Origin of the sequence: Bacillus sp. FSL R5-0593, from assembly GCF_038603755.1 — a bacterium.
Taxonomy (GTDB): Bacteria; Bacillota; Bacilli; order Bacillales; family Bacillaceae; genus Bacillus; species Bacillus velezensis.
This window is the reverse complement of the sequence record NZ_CP152011.1, coordinates 2,624,618-2,638,955: the sequence shown is the minus strand read 5'-3', so window position 1 is coordinate 2,638,955 and position 14,338 is coordinate 2,624,618. Positions and strand designations below refer to the sequence as shown.

At 47.6% G+C, this 14,338-nt stretch carries 16 protein-coding genes; 10 read left to right on the top strand and 6 right to left on the bottom strand.

The annotated features are described in order from the left end of the window. Positions 1–156: 156 nt before the first annotated feature. Positions 157–1,437, top strand: coding sequence for a SpoIVB peptidase (gene spoIVB, locus NYE36_RS12865; protein ID WP_094032247.1), 1,281 nt, complete (start codon positions 157–159; stop codon positions 1,435–1,437). Between the two features lie 280 nt (positions 1,438–1,717). Then, positions 1,718–2,518 carry a sporulation transcription factor Spo0A gene (gene spo0A, locus NYE36_RS12860; protein ID WP_003153177.1) on the top strand — a complete coding sequence of 267 codons (801 nt, stop codon included), beginning with the start codon at positions 1,718–1,720 and terminating at the stop codon, positions 2,516–2,518. A gap of 148 nt (positions 2,519–2,666) precedes the next feature. Here the strand turns inward: spo0A and alr are convergent, their stop codons facing one another. The 6 genes from alr to NYE36_RS12830 all read right to left on the bottom strand — a co-directional run bounded on the left by alr (position 2,667) and on the right by NYE36_RS12830 (position 6,978). Continuing rightward, positions 2,667–3,848 (bottom strand): alanine racemase, encoded by a 1,182-nt coding sequence (alr, locus tag NYE36_RS12855; protein ID WP_012117960.1) that lies wholly within the window; start codon positions 3,846–3,848, stop codon positions 2,667–2,669. A 175-nt stretch (positions 3,849–4,023) separates the two neighbouring features. Next, positions 4,024–4,236: a spore germination protein gene (locus NYE36_RS12850; RefSeq protein WP_003153181.1), complete on the bottom strand. Its 213-nt coding sequence runs from the start codon at positions 4,234–4,236 to the stop codon at positions 4,024–4,026. 125 nt (positions 4,237–4,361) lie between these two features. Next, positions 4,362–4,574, bottom strand: coding sequence for a spore germination protein (locus NYE36_RS12845; RefSeq protein WP_007408362.1), 213 nt, complete (start codon positions 4,572–4,574; stop codon positions 4,362–4,364). 125 nt (positions 4,575–4,699) lie between these two features. Continuing rightward, on the bottom strand, positions 4,700–5,818 hold the full coding sequence (locus NYE36_RS12840) for an NADH-dependent flavin oxidoreductase (RefSeq protein ID WP_061861489.1): 1,119 nt from the start codon (positions 5,816–5,818) through the stop codon (positions 4,700–4,702). Between the two features lie 93 nt (positions 5,819–5,911). Further along, positions 5,912–6,049, bottom strand: a complete 138-nt coding sequence (locus tag NYE36_RS12835) for a hypothetical protein (RefSeq protein ID WP_014470646.1) — start codon at positions 6,047–6,049, stop codon at positions 5,912–5,914. A gap of 296 nt (positions 6,050–6,345) precedes the next feature. Continuing rightward, on the bottom strand, positions 6,346–6,978 hold the full coding sequence (locus NYE36_RS12830; protein WP_007408365.1) for a helix-turn-helix domain-containing protein: 633 nt from the start codon (positions 6,976–6,978) through the stop codon (positions 6,346–6,348). A gap of 146 nt (positions 6,979–7,124) precedes the next feature. On the opposite strand from NYE36_RS12830, the gene ytaF reads away from it, so the two are divergent. The 8 genes from ytaF (at position 7,125) to mmgD (ending at position 14,321) form a co-directional block, all read left to right on the top strand. Further along, entirely contained in the window at positions 7,125–7,748 is a 624-nt protein-coding gene (gene ytaF / locus NYE36_RS12825) for a sporulation membrane protein YtaF (RefSeq protein ID WP_085342186.1), read from the top strand. Positions 7,749–8,056: 308 nt separating this feature from the next. Further along, positions 8,057–8,374: a hypothetical protein gene (locus tag NYE36_RS12820; RefSeq protein ID WP_015240190.1), complete on the top strand. Its 318-nt coding sequence runs from the start codon at positions 8,057–8,059 to the stop codon at positions 8,372–8,374. Between the two features lie 18 nt (positions 8,375–8,392). Further along, positions 8,393–9,019 carry an N-acetylmuramoyl-L-alanine amidase gene (locus NYE36_RS12815; protein WP_017418119.1) on the top strand — a complete coding sequence of 209 codons (627 nt, stop codon included), beginning with the start codon at positions 8,393–8,395 and terminating at the stop codon, positions 9,017–9,019. Positions 9,020–9,106: 87 nt separating this feature from the next. After that, the gene (locus NYE36_RS12810; RefSeq protein WP_015240188.1) at positions 9,107–9,844 is read left to right on the top strand and encodes a glycerophosphodiester phosphodiesterase; all 738 of its coding nucleotides are present in this window, start codon (positions 9,107–9,109) and stop codon (positions 9,842–9,844) included. Between the two features lie 140 nt (positions 9,845–9,984). Continuing rightward, complete coding sequence (locus NYE36_RS12805; RefSeq protein WP_015240187.1) at positions 9,985–11,166, top strand: acetyl-CoA C-acetyltransferase; 1,182 nt, start codon at positions 9,985–9,987, stop codon at positions 11,164–11,166. Positions 11,167–11,185: 19 nt separating this feature from the next. Beyond that, the gene (locus NYE36_RS12800; protein ID WP_061582077.1) at positions 11,186–12,037 is read left to right on the top strand and encodes a 3-hydroxybutyryl-CoA dehydrogenase; all 852 of its coding nucleotides are present in this window, start codon (positions 11,186–11,188) and stop codon (positions 12,035–12,037) included. A gap of 29 nt (positions 12,038–12,066) precedes the next feature. Then, complete coding sequence (locus NYE36_RS12795; protein ID WP_015240185.1) at positions 12,067–13,200, top strand: acyl-CoA dehydrogenase; 1,134 nt, start codon at positions 12,067–12,069, stop codon at positions 13,198–13,200. A gap of 23 nt (positions 13,201–13,223) precedes the next feature. Continuing rightward, positions 13,224–14,321 (top strand): citrate synthase, encoded by a 1,098-nt coding sequence (gene mmgD / locus NYE36_RS12790; RefSeq protein ID WP_015240184.1) that lies wholly within the window; start codon positions 13,224–13,226, stop codon positions 14,319–14,321. Positions 14,322–14,338: the final 17 nt, after the last annotated feature.

Here is a 14,338-nt window from a genome sequence, read left to right as displayed (position 1 = left end):
ATACAGGCAGCTTATTTTTTTGTTCCATTTCTCTAACAGTGTATCCAATGTTTTTCTTCGTATGCCGGTTATAAATCAAGCGCAGGAAGGCAAAAGTATAGATGTAGCAGAAAAAGAAAGTGGTGTGGGATAGGAGCGAGGAGAGTGAAGGAATGAATGCACGATAACATGAGGAAAGCAATAGGTGTAATTCTCCTTGTTTCTTTACTAAGTGTAGGCTTTTTTAAGCCATTTAAAGAATATTTACTGATACCGTCAGAAATGAGCGTCTTTGAAAACCAGACACAGGCCGTTCCGGTCAATGCATCAATAAGCGCTGAAAAGGGCGAATTATCAGAAGCCTTTACGCTGAAAGAAGAGCACGGCCATGCAAACATAATAGGGCAAACACATGGCCGGTCAGAAGTAGTATATGATCTTGCCGGATTTCCCATTAAAAAAACGAAAGTGCGTGTCCTTCCAGAATTGAAGGTCATTCCGGGCGGACAGTCCATCGGTGTAAAACTGCATTCAGTCGGTGTTTTGGTGGTCGGTTTTCACCAAGTGATGACAAAGGATGGGAAAAAGTCTCCGGGAGAACAAGCGGGAATTGAATCTGGCGACATCATTATTAAAATGAACGGACATAAAATTGAAAAAATGAGCGACATCGCCCCGTTTATTCAAAAAGCGGGCAAAACCGGTGAATCTTTGGATTTATTGGTGAAACGCGATAAGCAAAAAATCAAAACAAAGCTGATTCCGACAAAGGACGAAGCCGAGGGGAAATATCGAATCGGCCTTTATATCCGCGATTCGGCAGCCGGCATCGGCACCATGACTTTTTTTGAACCGAAAACAAAAAAATACGGCGCATTGGGCCACGTCATCTCTGATATGGATACAAAAAAACCGATTGTTGTAGAAGACGGAGAAATTGTCCGTTCAACTGTAACATCAATTGAAAAAGGAAAAGGCGGCAATCCCGGCGAAAAACTGGCAAGGTTTTCGTCAGAACGGAAAACGATCGGCGATATTAACCGCAACAGCCCGTTCGGCATCTTCGGGACACTGCATCAGCCGATTAAAAACAACATTTCCGACAAAGCGCTTCCGATTGCTTTGTCAAATGAAGTAAAAAAAGGACCTGCGCAAATGCTGACGGTTATCGAAAACGATAAAGTAGAGAAATTTGATATTGAAATCGTCAGCACCACGCCGCAAAAATTCCCGGCGACAAAGGGAATGGTGTTGAAAGTGACAGATCCGAAACTGCTGAAAAGAACCGGCGGAATCGTTCAGGGGATGAGCGGAAGCCCGATCATCCAAAACGGAAAGGTCGTCGGAGCCGTAACCCACGTATTTGTCAATGATCCGACAAGCGGCTACGGCGTTCATATCGAATGGATGCTGTCTGAAGCGGGTGTTGATGTTTACGGGAAAGACAAAGCAAGCTGACTGCCGGATGATCCGGCAGTTTTTTTATGTGATGCGTTCTTCACTTCTTTCCTGGATTCATGTAAAATAAGACATGAAGATTTTTCGACAAATTCACGTTTCCTGATTTGTCAAACTTAATTTTTAGTCGAAAAACCTAGAAAATGCTAGAAAAACAAAGATATACCACTATTATTGGTAAATATGGATTTTTTAAAAGGGGAAGTAGTGGTTTTGTCGAATGTAACATGTAGCAGTCAAATGGGTTGCGTCCTGTTAATACATTGGGGGAGGAAGAAACGTGGAGAAAATTAAAGTTTGTGTTGCTGATGATAATCGAGAGCTTGTAAGCCTGTTGAGTGAATATATAGAGGGACAGGATGATATGGAAGTGATTGGCGTTGCTTATAACGGACAGGAATGTCTTTCTTTGTTTAAAGATAAGAATCCAGATGTGCTCGTTTTAGACATTATCATGCCGCATCTGGACGGACTTGCGGTTTTGGAGCGTCTGCGGGAATCAGAGCTCGAGAAGCAGCCGAACGTCATCATGCTGACGGCATTCGGTCAGGAAGACGTTACGAAAAAAGCCGTCGATTTAGGCGCGTCCTATTTCATCCTGAAGCCGTTTGATATGGAAAACCTTGTCGGCCATATCCGCCAGGTAAGCGGAAATGTCAGCAGTGTCACACACCGTGCGCCGTCTGCGCAAAGCAGCATTATCCGCAGCCAGCCTGAGCCGAAGCGGAAAAATCTCGATGCCAGCATTACAAGCATTATCCATGAGATCGGTGTGCCTGCCCATATCAAAGGCTATCTTTATTTGCGTGAAGCCATTTCCATGGTGTATAACGATATTGAACTCCTCGGCAGCATCACAAAAGTCCTTTATCCCGACATCGCCAAAAAATTCAACACGACTGCAAGCCGTGTAGAACGGGCCATCCGCCACGCCATTGAAGTCGCATGGAGCAGGGGAAATATTGATTCCATTTCTTCACTGTTCGGATATACGGTAAGCATGACAAAAGCAAAGCCAACCAATTCAGAGTTCATCGCGATGGTTGCTGACAAGCTGAGATTGGAGCATAAAGCTTCGTAACGCAAGCTTTTGGCTAGATGTCTTTTTCGCGCCTTCTATTCCGTGCATGAACGCGGAAGAGAAGGCGTTTTGAAATTTTGCTGACGAAAACAATGGAAATCACTCACGCCGGTACTTGTTCTATACATAAATGCGGGGTCTATGCCGTCTACACGTATAATACCGGAGCTGATATTTTAATGATTTTGCCGTCTCTGAAATAAAAGCGGGGGACGCGGCGGCTTAACACAGATAAGACTTCGTAGCTGATCGTACCGAGCATTTCGGCAATTTCATCAACGGAAATCTCGGCTCCTTGTTGTTTACCGTAGATGACGACTTCTTCTCCTTGTTTGCCCTCATTCTCACCTAAACTGACCATGATCATATCCATTGTCACTCTCCCCGCCACCGGCACCCGTCTGCCGCGGTGAAGAATAAACCCGCGGTTGGACAGGGCGCGGGAGTAACCGTCACCATAGCCGATTGGAATCGTCGCGATGATTTCACCAGGTTCGGCGATATATGTGGCGCCATAACTGACGGTCCGGGGATCTGTCACCATGGCTTTCACATAAGCGATACGCGCCTTTAAACTTAGTGCGGGTGTGAGATCCACGAGGTTCAGTTCCTTTATCGAGGCGGACGGATATAAACCATATAACCCAATGCCTAAACGGATCATGTCGGCGCTGAATTCCGGGAATGCGATAGCGGCGGCTGTATTGCACATATGCACGGTAGGCAGCGTAATGTCTTGATTTTTTAAAAAGCGGAGAAAGCTGATAAACTTTTCGTGCTGCAGCATCGTCAGCTCAGTGTCCGGTTCATCCGCTGTTGAAAAATGTGTAAAGATGCCATCCCATGACAGATATGTACTCGACTTGAGCGCTTTCACCACTGCTAAAAGATCTTCTTCCGTACGCACACCCAGCCGGCCCATTCCCGTATCCACATTGATATGAATGGACAGCCGTTTCGAATCTGCTTCTTTTTCCAATATCCGATTCGCTTTTTTGATCCAGCTGACTTGAAACGCTGATAATGTTATGTTCCAAACGGCAGATTTTTTCACACAGCTGAGAGCTGTGAAGCCGAGCACAAGAATAGGTGCCGTAATTCCCGCTCTCCGTAACACAATTCCCTCTTCGACGCTGGCGACAGCGAGCTCGCTCGCTCCGCTTTCCAGTGCCTGCCGCGCTACTTCAACAGAGCCGTGGCCATAAGCGTTCGCTTTTACGACGGCCATAATTTTAGACGTATTCGGAATATGGCGGCGGATCGCCCGTACGTTCTTTTTTATCGCATCAAGGTCAACTTCAATCCAAACTTCCCGGCAAAGTTTTTTCATCACGATTCCTTCTTTCCTTAATGAGATTCAGTACTCATGCTTTCAATCTGCATTCTATTCATCTTTAACTGAAATCATTCAAAACATGGAAAGGTGATCGCTGATGTTTAAAATCAAGTTTTCGGGAAATCAGTGTGCCTGCTTTATTTATGCAGTTAGGGCTGCTTGGCAGCCCTTAAATTGACTTTACAATATTCTGATCTGAAAATTGATGTTCAAACATTTTGGACTGGCTTACAGCATTGTTTTGAATGACAATGCCGATATTTCCCCCTCCGGCACCGAAAACGGTTTTTGATGCAGTCAGCGGACTGATGGATATGGCGCCGCCAACATTGACAACTCCGTTTCCTGATACGTTGTTTATCGTAATCGGGCAACCGCTCATTCTATTTTTTCTCCTTTCTCTCACAGTCTACTAACTATATGTACGCTGTGATATGGAATAAGATTAAACAAAACGGCAAAAAGAATCCGGCTGCTGCCAGCCGAAAAGGGAGGGAAATACGGATGTCATAATGTTTTCGTTACATTTTGATCAGAGTATTGTGAGCTTGAAGATTGAGATGTGCTGGATTGATTCATTTGCAGGACCATCCCCGTATTTCCCCCACCTGAGCCGTAGACGGTTTTTGATACGGTTAAAGGACTTATCGAAAACGCACCGCCGACATTGACAACCCCGTTTCCGGAAAGACTGTTAATCGTAATAGGAAAACCAGCCATCATATACGGTCTCCTTTCTATTAATCTATTTACTATATGTACGCTGTGTGTTAGAAATAGGAGTAAACAAAGCGGTAAAAACTTGTGAATCAAAAAAACTGCCGGACATCCGGCAGTTTTTTAGTCTACTTTTCAAACGGCACCCAGCCGCCTGTATTCTGAATCATTTCCCATAACGGTTCAGGAAGTCGGTATTTCTCAATTTCAGATGCTTGAATGGCTTTTTCGATTTCCTGTTCGCGGCCTTCTTTGACCAGCACCGCCCATTCGGGGTTAATCAAAATGACACGTCCCAGAGCCACCAGCGGAATTCCGCTTTCTAATACAGCAAGCGCTTCGTCCGCGGTATAGATGGAACCGACGGCCATCAGCGGCACTTTATGGCCGACGCGTTCGTTTAATAAATCCATCCGCGTCCGTGAAGTATCCGCCCCGCGGCGGGCTTTGGAATTGACATCCATCAGTGAAATATGCAGATAATCCAAGTTCTCTTCCGCAAGCGCGTCGGCGAGCATGAATGTTTCTTTCATTGTAAGCCCCGTTGTTTCCGGCTCTTCCGGTGACAGGCGGTAGCCGAGAACGAATGGATTTTCAGCGTGTGTATCAATTGCCTGTTTGACAGCGTCAACGACTGCAAGAGGGAACGCAAGGCGCTTTTCATCGCTTCCGCCCCAGCGGTCTGTGCGCCGGTTTGTTTTCGGTGAATAAAATTGGTGAATCAGGTACCCGTTTGCCCCGTGAATTTCAACACCGTCAAAGCCGGCTTCAATCGCTCTGCGTGTCGCTTCGCCGAATGCTTTCACGATGTGCTCAATTTCTTGTTCGGTGAGAGCCCGGGACGTTTGTCTCCCGTCTTCTTCTGAGCCGCTCGGGCTGACGACGTCGTTGTTTGGCACGAGTTCAGGAGGGCATTCCAATCCTCCGTGGTGAATCTGCACAACGGCTTTCGCTCCTTGAGACTGGATCGCCTGAGCGAGTTTTTTCAAGCCGGGAATGTGAGAATCATCATAGATGCCGGGCTGGCCTGGAAACGCTTTGCCGTCCGGCGTTACGTTTGCACATGCCGTAATGACCATGCCCATTTCTTTTGAACGGGGAGTAATGTAGTTTAATTCACGGTCGGAAATCGTTCCGTCATCATTTGATGAATAGTGTGTCATCGGTGCGACTGAAATACGGTTTGGTATAGTGACGCCGCTTTCGAACGTAAAAGGTTCAAACAGCGGTTTATAAGTTTGCTTCATCATTTCGCCTTCTTCCTTAGGAGTTTAACTCGTCCGTATTCTAGCTTATGTTTTAATTGTGTGCAATTATTTTGCTTGTTCTTCTTCCTGAGGTTATGACCGGCTGAACCATTTAAACGAATGAAACGGTTTTCTCCGTTCCTTTTCAGGATCTTTATATCCTCCTGAAATTTGATGGCCGATCGAGCTGAATATGACAGCGGCGGCGAAGAGGAGAATGATTTTTTTCATATACATATCTTCTTTCTTATCTTTTACAAGGTTATTTATAAGCATACGCTTGTGCGAAAAAACCGTCAATTTGTTTTTATTTATTCTTTTTTCCACTTTCCTGCGGCGAATATCGTTCCGATCTGAATCACAACACTTAACAGAGCGCACACTGCCACAACTGTGTTGCTGTCCATAGAAGACACCCTCCTTTTTGTTAGGTTGATGTATCATATGACAGCTGTCTCTGTTTTGACAAAACCGTAATGCGGTGTTTCATATTTTTCAACACAAAAAGGGCGCTTTTTTAAGCGCCTTTACTTTTTTTTCAGCCGGTTCAAAGCGATTTGAACGGCGATGGCGTCATCCAGGTAGCCGATCGGAAACATGTAATCCGGAATGACGTCGGTCGCTAAAATATAATACAGCAGCGCGCTCCCGAGAATCGCGCGGTCTTCAGCCGGTGTTGATTCATCCATATACTGATGATGCATGTTTTTCAAATGATCAATAAAAGGGCCGACGCTTTCTTCATTGTCCATTTTCTTTTGAAACTCATCGCAAATCAGGCGATGGCCCTGCTGGGTTTTGGCATATTGTTCATATCTGGTCAGTTCGCGCTCAATTTGCTCCCGGGAAAAAGGCTGATCAAACATCTCGGCCATATTCAGCATATCCTGAATCGCGTGCATCGGGTCTTGCGGCGCAGCTTCTTTTTCATGGCCGATGTCTATGCCTGACGCCTCAAGCAATTCCTCCAGCGGGGTGCGGAGATGTTTTGAAAATTCCTGAAGATGCTTTAAATTGGCCTTCTGCTTGCCGTTTATAATCCGGGAGATGGTGGCCGTATCAATGTTTGTTAAGGCGCCGAGTTTTCTCATGGAGAGCGAGTGCTTATCAAGCAGTGATTTTAAAAGGGGCCCCAGTGTCGTATTTTTATTTTCTGTCAAGGGTGTCACCTCGTTTCCGCCGGAATGATGATCATTAATCAATATTTTTTGCAGAAAAGGTACCTTTTTTGTGCTGCTGAATAGGATAGTGTAGATTCAACGGCACAACAAGTTGAAAAGACATCAAAGAATGGAGAGAAACGAACATGGCTTGGTTATTGATTTTAGGTTTGGCAGTGTCCTCGAGCATTGATAATTTAGGAGTGGGGATGTCATACGGCATCAGAAAAATCAAAATATCGCATGCGTCAAATATGATGATCGCTTTTATCTGTTTTGTATTCAGTTATATCGGAATTTATTTCGGCAAATGGATTTCAGCCGTTTTACCGGGCTTTCTTCCTGTATTGCTGGCGGCGTTTATTTTATCTGTCATCGGTATCCGCATCATTCTGCTGGCTGTGCCGAGAAAAACAGCGCGTGTTGGCGCGTCAGGAAAAAAAGGCCGTTTTGCCGGTCTGATGCAAAATCCGGAGGCAGCGGATGCCGACGGTTCGGGAGAAATCGGTATATTGGAATCCATGGTTCTCGGGGTGGCCGTATCCGCAAATGCGCTGACCAACGGATTAAGCGCGGGGTTGATCGGGCTTTCTCCCGCTGCCATTTCCATCACTGCGGCGGTCGGAAGCTTTCTGACCATATGGATCGGTTGCTCGCTTGGAAAAAAAGCCGCGTCACTGCGCATCGGTTCTTTTCACGTCGGACAGTTCAGCACGGTGCTGAGCGGAGTGATTATTCTCATCATTGCCGCCAATACGCTGCTCTTTTAAGTTGTCCCGTTCATTTTATGAAAAGCTCAAAATAAATATGAATGTTTCTATTCGGGAGAGCGCATGACGCGGCTCTCTTTTTTTGCCGATCTGATATTTTTTCAAAATGAACAGAAAGTCGTCCGTTTCCGTTAAATTCTGCATATTCGGCCTTCAGACAGAACCTTTTTCATAGACTGATCAGCTTGTTTTCTTTCTAAGTTCAGGTAAACAGCAGGTCAGATAGCCTTCATTCCAAATATGGAAAAGCGCTGGAGGAATGGAGGCTCCCTTTACAAATCGGTCATTCTGTTCAAAGATAAAGCCGAATGAGAAAACGTGAGGTGATCTGTGTGAAGTCTGTCATACTTCTGATCTTCACCGCATGGCTGTTATCAGGCTGCGAGTATACCGCGGAGGCTGATGCGGCGCCGTTATTTACACAGGAAGGAACATTTATAAAAGCGGCCGGAAACGATACGATCGCGGTCGAAATTGACGGAGAAAGGCAAGAGGTGAAGGTGCCTTTCGCTAAGCGGTTTGAATGTCAGTCTCTGCCTGAACATACGGCGGTGCAAATCACCTATAAAAAAGAGAGCAACGGACAATTACGGCTTGAGGAACTGAAAAAAGAAACAGATATGTGAAAACGGGGAGGAAAAAACGTGGGTTTACTGACAAAAAGCGCTGCTGCCTTCGGTGCCGCTCTTCTTCTGCTTGCGCCGTCTGCTTATGCAGCTGAACCTTTGCAAGGGAAAACCATTTATATCGATGCCGGACATGGCGGAGAAGACAGCGGGGCCGGCGGAAATGGACTGCTTGAGAAAAACATCAATTTAGCGGTGTCAAACAAGGTGATCGCCAAATTGGAGACAGAAGGCGCAAAACCTGTTGCTTCAAGGACTGACGATACTTTTTTACGTTTGGACGAGCGGGTGGCGAAAGCAAGCGCCAGCCAATCCGATTTATTCGTCAGCCTCCATACGAATTCAGCCGTCTCAACGGCATCGGGCACGGAAACGTATTTTAATTCGACATATGAAGGAGCAGACAGCGAAAGGCTTGCTTCCGACATCCAGCAGCAGCTTGTCACGTCTTTAGGGATGAAGGACAGAGGCGTAAAAGAAGCTCCTTTTTATGTCATTACATATTCAAAGATGCCGAGTGTGCTGGCTGAATTAGGTTTTATCACAAATCCTCAAGATGCGGACAAGCTGAAAAGTGATAACGGACAAGAGCACGCCGCGGACGCCGTTGTAAACGGAATCGAAACCTATTACAGCGGACGGTAATTATAAAATATGTGTAAATAGCGTCCTCCTTATGTGCATAACGATTATAATAGAGAAAACCGATGACAAACACCTGAGGTGACACATATGACGAATATTTTTGCCCACCGGGGGGCGTCGGGCGACTGCCCTGAAAATACGATGCCCGCGTTCAAAAAAGCGATTGAGGACGGGGCTGACGGAATCGAACTTGATGTACAGATGACAAAAGACGGCCGGATCGTGGTCATTCACGATGAAACACTCGACCGCACGACGTCTTTGAAAGGATTTGTGAAAGATACGGCGTATGACAAAATCAGAACCGCCGATGCCGCCGGAAAATGGAAAGATGCTTTTAAAGGTGTCAGAATTCCGCTTTTGTCAGATGTGCTGCGTTTTGCGGAACGTGCTGATTTTCTGATAAACATTGAGCTGAAAAACAGTGTATTCCGTTACGAAGGAATGGAAGAAGAAGTGATTAAAAAAGTCAGATATTACGGACTGGAAAAGCGCGTTATTTTTTCTTCATTTAATCATGAGAGTCTTGCGGTTTGCCACGCCCTGGCGCCTGAAATTGAACGGGCGGTGTTGACAATGGATGTGCTGTACCGGCCTGAACGGTATCTTGCCGCCATTCCCGCTTCGGGTTATCATCCGAAGCTCGGTACGCCGGCGGTGAGCGCTGAAGTGATCAAACATCTTGCAAAACACCAAGCGGCGCTCCGTCCGTTCACCGTCAATCGTCCTGAGGATATGAAGCAGCTGATGAAAGCGGGAGCAGACGCAATTTTTACCGATTATCCAAAGCTGGCTGTTTCTATAAAAGAAGAATGCCGCAGCTGAGAAGACTGTTCAGACAGTCTTCTTTTTTTATGGGCGGGAAAAAGGCGGTGCACTCATAACTCGGTCAGCCGGTTCATATATTGTAACAGGGCGTTTTGTGTAAGCGTTATCTTTTATCTTATTGAAAGTGAGGCAAAATTGTGGGAAAAACGGTTATCGTCAGTGCGGCAAGAACGCCGTTCGGAAAATTTGGCGGCGCATTAAAAGAGGTAAAGGCAGCCGAGCTTGGCGGCATTGCCATAAAAGAAGCAATCAAGCGCGCCGCTATCAGTGAAAGCGAAGCGGAAGGAGCGGTGATGGGAATGGTCGTCCAGGCGGGTGCCGGACAGATTCCGGCACGGCAGGCTGCAAGATATGCCGGGCTTCCGTGGTCCGTTCCGGCTGAAACCATTAATAAGGTCTGTGCATCAGGGCTCAGGGCCGTTATCATCTGTGATCAAATGATCCGGGCGAAAGATGCGGACGTGCTGATTGCAGGCGGAATGGAAAGCATGAGCAACATTCCGTACGCCATTCCGGCCGGCCGCTGGGGTGTGAGGATGGGGGACGGGGTGTTTCAGGATTTAATGGTTCATGACGGGCTGACCTGTGCGTTCGACCAGGTGCATATGGCTGTCCACGGAAGCACTGCGGCCAAAAAGTACGGCATTTCCCGGGATGAACAGGATCATTACGCTCTTTTGAGTCAGAAACGCGCGGCTGAGGCGGCCGAGGCGGGCAAATTGCGTGAAGAAATTGTCCCCGTCACCTGGACCGGCAAAAAGGGCAAACAGCATACCGTTGAAGCGGATGAGGGGCTGCGCCCTGATACGAGCCTTGAGCAGCTTGCAGCGCTCAAGCCAATTTTTACAGCCGACGGAACGGTTACAGCCGGAAACGCTCCCGGTGTAAATGACGGGGCAGGAGCATTTGTGCTGATGTCAGAGGAAAAAGCCGCGAAGCAGCATGTCAGGCCGCTCGCAGCGATACTTGGCTTTGCGTCAGTCGGACTGGAAGCGTCCGAGCTGGCCAGCGCGCCGGGAGAGGCCATCAGCCGGCTCTTGACAAAAACCGGACTGTCCGTTGACGATATTGATTTGTTTGAGGTAAATGAGGCATTTGCGTCTGTCGTGCTGGTGAGTGAAAAAATAGCCGGGTTCAGCCGGGAAAAAGTGAATGTAAACGGAGGGGCAATCGCGTTCGGCCACCCGATCGGCGCAAGCGGAGCGAGAATCATCATGAGTTTAATATACGAATTAAAGCGTCGCGGAGGAGGTTTAGGCATAGCGGCTATATGCAGCGGAGCGGCTCAAGGAGATGCCGTCCTGCTTGAGGTGTACTGATCAAAGGAGGGAGCGCCGGATGAAGATGAAAACAATCATGGTCGCAGGTGCGGGTCAGATGGGAGCAGGCATCGCGCAGACGGCTGCAGAAGCCGGGTTTGCCGTCAAGTTATACGATTGGGAGCCGGAAACGGTAACAAAAGGTCTTCACCGCATAAAGACAAACCTGGAGAAAGAGCAGGCAAAAGGACGGAAGACACAGCAGGAGACAGATGCCGTTTTCAGCCGTATTTCCCCGGCAGAGCTCACAGAAGCGGGAGATGCTGATTTTGTAATTGAAGCCATTGCAGAAAACAAAAAAGCAAAAGCAGAATTGTTTGACACACTAGATAAAATCTGTCCCCCTCATGCCGTATTGGCAAGCAATACGTCTTCTCTTCCCATTACGGAGCTTGCCGCGGCCACAAAAAGGCCTGAAAAAGTAATCGGCATGCATTTTATGAATCCGGTTCCTGTCATGGAGCTTGTCGAAGTCATCAGAGGACTCGCCACATCGGAAGAAACGGCGGAAACAGTAAAGAAGCTTGCCGTCCGGATGAATAAAACCCCAGTCGAAGTCAATGACTTCCCGGGCTTTATATCTAATCGCATATTAATGCCGATGATTAACGAAGCCGTTTATTGCCTTTACGAAGGAGCAGCTTCAAAGGAAGCGATTGATGAGGTGATGAAGCTCGGCATGCGGCATCCGATGGGTCCATTAACATTAGCTGACTTCATCGGGCTGGATACGTGCCTTTCCATTATGGAGGTTCTCTATGCGGGGCTCGGAGATCCGAAATACCGCCCATGCCCTCTGCTCAGAAAATATGTCAGCGCCGGCTGGCTTGGCAAAAAAAGCTGGCGCGGTTTTTATGAGTACGGCAGATGACGTAAAGATCATGAGGGGAGACGGCAGCCATGCATTTTACAGAAGAGCACATCATGATGAGAAAAATGGTGCGTGATTTTGCCCGCAAGGAAATCGCGCCGGTGGTTGAGCTCATGGAATCAACAGATGAATTTCCGGAGCGGCTGATTAAAAAAATGGGCGAAGCGGGATTGATGGGTATTCCCGTCCCGGAAACTTACGGCGGGGCGGGTGCTGATACAACATCTTACATTTTAGCGATTCATGAAATATCAAAAGTCAGCGCGGCCGTCGGCGTCATTTTGTCCGTCCACACATCAGTAGGGACAATCCCGATTTTGCATTTCGGGACAGAAGCCCAAAAACAAACGTATATTCCGAAGCTGGCAGCGGGCGAATATATTGGGGCTTTTGCGCTTACTGAGCCTCAATCCGGATCTGATGCGGGAGGCCTGAAAACAACGGCCGTGCGAAAAGGCGGTTCATATATTCTGAACGGTTCAAAAATCTTTATTACAAACGGCGGAGCGGCAGATCTGTATCTGACATTCGCCATAACCGATCCGGGTAAGGGGAGAAAGGGGATTTCAGCGTTTATCGTTGAAAAAAACACACCCGGTTTTTCTATCGGAAAAAAAGAAAAAAAGCTCGGATTGTTAGGTTCCAATACTGTCGAATTGCAGTTTGACCAAGCGGAAATTCCGATTGAAAACCGGCTCGGCGAAGAGGGCGAAGGCTTTTCAATCGCCATGAAAAACCTTGACGTCGGACGGATCGGCATAGCGGCTCAGGCGCTCGGGATTATCGAAGCGGCGCTCGGCTGCTCGGTGGAGTACGCCAAAACCCGCAGCCAGTTCGGCAGACCCATCGCTTCGAATCAGGCTGTTTCATTTAAATTATCTGACATGGCGACGAATGCGGAAGCTGCCAAATTATTGGTCTATCATGCTGCTGATCTGTATCAGCGAGGGCTTCCGTGCGGAAAAGAAGCATCTATGGCGAAGCAATTCGCGTCCGATGCGGCGATGAAAGCGGCGGTGGAGGCTGTGCAGATTCACGGCGGCTACGGCTATATGAAAGAGTATCCCGCGGAGCGTTTATTTCGGGATGCGAAAGTTACGCAAATCTATGAAGGAACCAATGAGATTCAAAGGCTGATTATTTCTAAGTATCTTCTTCAATAAAAAGTGCGCAAAGGAGCGAAACCATGGAATCTTATTCTCCCGGTTTAGATGGCGTCATTGCGGTGGAAACGGGGATTTCTTTCCTGGATACACAGCAGGGCAGTATTTTAATCAAAGGCCACGATCTGATTGAGCTTTCTAAAACGGCCGGCTATATGGACATTGTTCATCTCTTATTGGAAGACAGACTTCCTGATGCGAAAGAGAAGGCAGCGCTTGAAGAAGACGTTCGGCGCGGCGGACACCTTCCCGAGGAAATCTTGCACATATGCCGTCTGCTGCCCGAACATACTCACCCGATGGACGGATTGAGGACGGGTTTGTCTGCGCTTGGAGGCTTTGACAAGGACATCGATGACCGTTCATCTTCCGTAAATCAGCACCGCGTACGCGGACTGATAGGCAAAATGCCGAATCTGACGGTCAACAGCTATCGAGTCATCAACGGGCTGGAGCCTTTGGCTCCGGTCGGAACCTTATCATACAGCGCAAACTTTTTATATATGATTACCGGAAAAACGCCGTCATCTTTGGAAGAAGAAATCTTCGACAGGTCGCTTCTTTTATACAGTGAGCATGAATTGCCGAACTCAACGTTTACGGCCCGTGTCATCGCTTCGACGCAATCGGATATTTACGGCGCTCTGACCGGAGCCGTCGCCTCGCTTAAGGGAAATCTTCACGGCGGCGCGAACGAAGCGGTTATGTACATGCTTGAGGAAGCGAAGGATACAGACGGGTTTACACAATTATTAACTCAAAAACTCGCAAACAAAGAAAAAATCATGGGCTTCGGCCACCGTGTCTACATGAAAAAAATGGACCCGAGGGCGCTCATGATGAAAGAAGCGTTGAAACAGCTGTCTGATCTTTCAGGTGATTTCCGTCTTTATCATATGTGTGAAGCCGGCGAAACCGTCATGCGGGAGAAAAAAGGCCTTTATCCGAATTTAGATTACTACGCAGCGCCGGTCTATTACATGCTCGGCATCCCGATACCGCTGTACACGCCTATATTCTTCAGCGCACGGACGGTCGGACTGTGCGCTCACGTCATTGAACAGCACAGCCGAAACCGGCTTTTCCGCCCGCGTGTCCGCTATACCGGAGCGCGCCTGTAATCAGATGAGAAAGGAAG

What these genes read in the sequence shown, in the direction of transcription:
- mmgD (WP_015240184.1), top strand. Translation starts at nt 13,224, where the DNA reads ATGGAATCTTATTCTCCCGGTTTAGATGGCGTCATTGCGGTGGAAACG.
- spoIVB (WP_094032247.1), top strand. Translation starts at nt 157, where the DNA reads ATGCACGATAACATGAGGAAAGCAATAGGTGTAATTCTCCTTGTTTCT.
- NYE36_RS12850 (WP_003153181.1), bottom strand. Translation starts at nt 4,236, where the DNA reads ATGAGCGGTTGCCCGATTACGATAAACAACGTATCAGGAAACGGAGTT.
- NYE36_RS12840 (WP_061861489.1), bottom strand. Translation starts at nt 5,818, where the DNA reads ATGAAGCAAACTTATAAACCGCTGTTTGAACCTTTTACGTTCGAAAGC.
- NYE36_RS12795 (WP_015240185.1), top strand. Translation starts at nt 12,067, where the DNA reads ATGCATTTTACAGAAGAGCACATCATGATGAGAAAAATGGTGCGTGAT.
- NYE36_RS12845 (WP_007408362.1), bottom strand. Translation starts at nt 4,574, where the DNA reads ATGGCTGGTTTTCCTATTACGATTAACAGTCTTTCCGGAAACGGGGTT.
- ytaF (WP_085342186.1), top strand. Translation starts at nt 7,125, where the DNA reads ATGGCTTGGTTATTGATTTTAGGTTTGGCAGTGTCCTCGAGCATTGAT.
- NYE36_RS12810 (WP_015240188.1), top strand. Translation starts at nt 9,107, where the DNA reads ATGACGAATATTTTTGCCCACCGGGGGGCGTCGGGCGACTGCCCTGAA.
- alr (WP_012117960.1), bottom strand. Translation starts at nt 3,848, where the DNA reads ATGAAAAAACTTTGCCGGGAAGTTTGGATTGAAGTTGACCTTGATGCG.
- NYE36_RS12835 (WP_014470646.1), bottom strand. Translation starts at nt 6,049, where the DNA reads ATGAAAAAAATCATTCTCCTCTTCGCCGCCGCTGTCATATTCAGCTCG.
- NYE36_RS12800 (WP_061582077.1), top strand. Translation starts at nt 11,186, where the DNA reads ATGAAGATGAAAACAATCATGGTCGCAGGTGCGGGTCAGATGGGAGCA.
- NYE36_RS12820 (WP_015240190.1), top strand. Translation starts at nt 8,057, where the DNA reads ATGAGAAAACGTGAGGTGATCTGTGTGAAGTCTGTCATACTTCTGATC.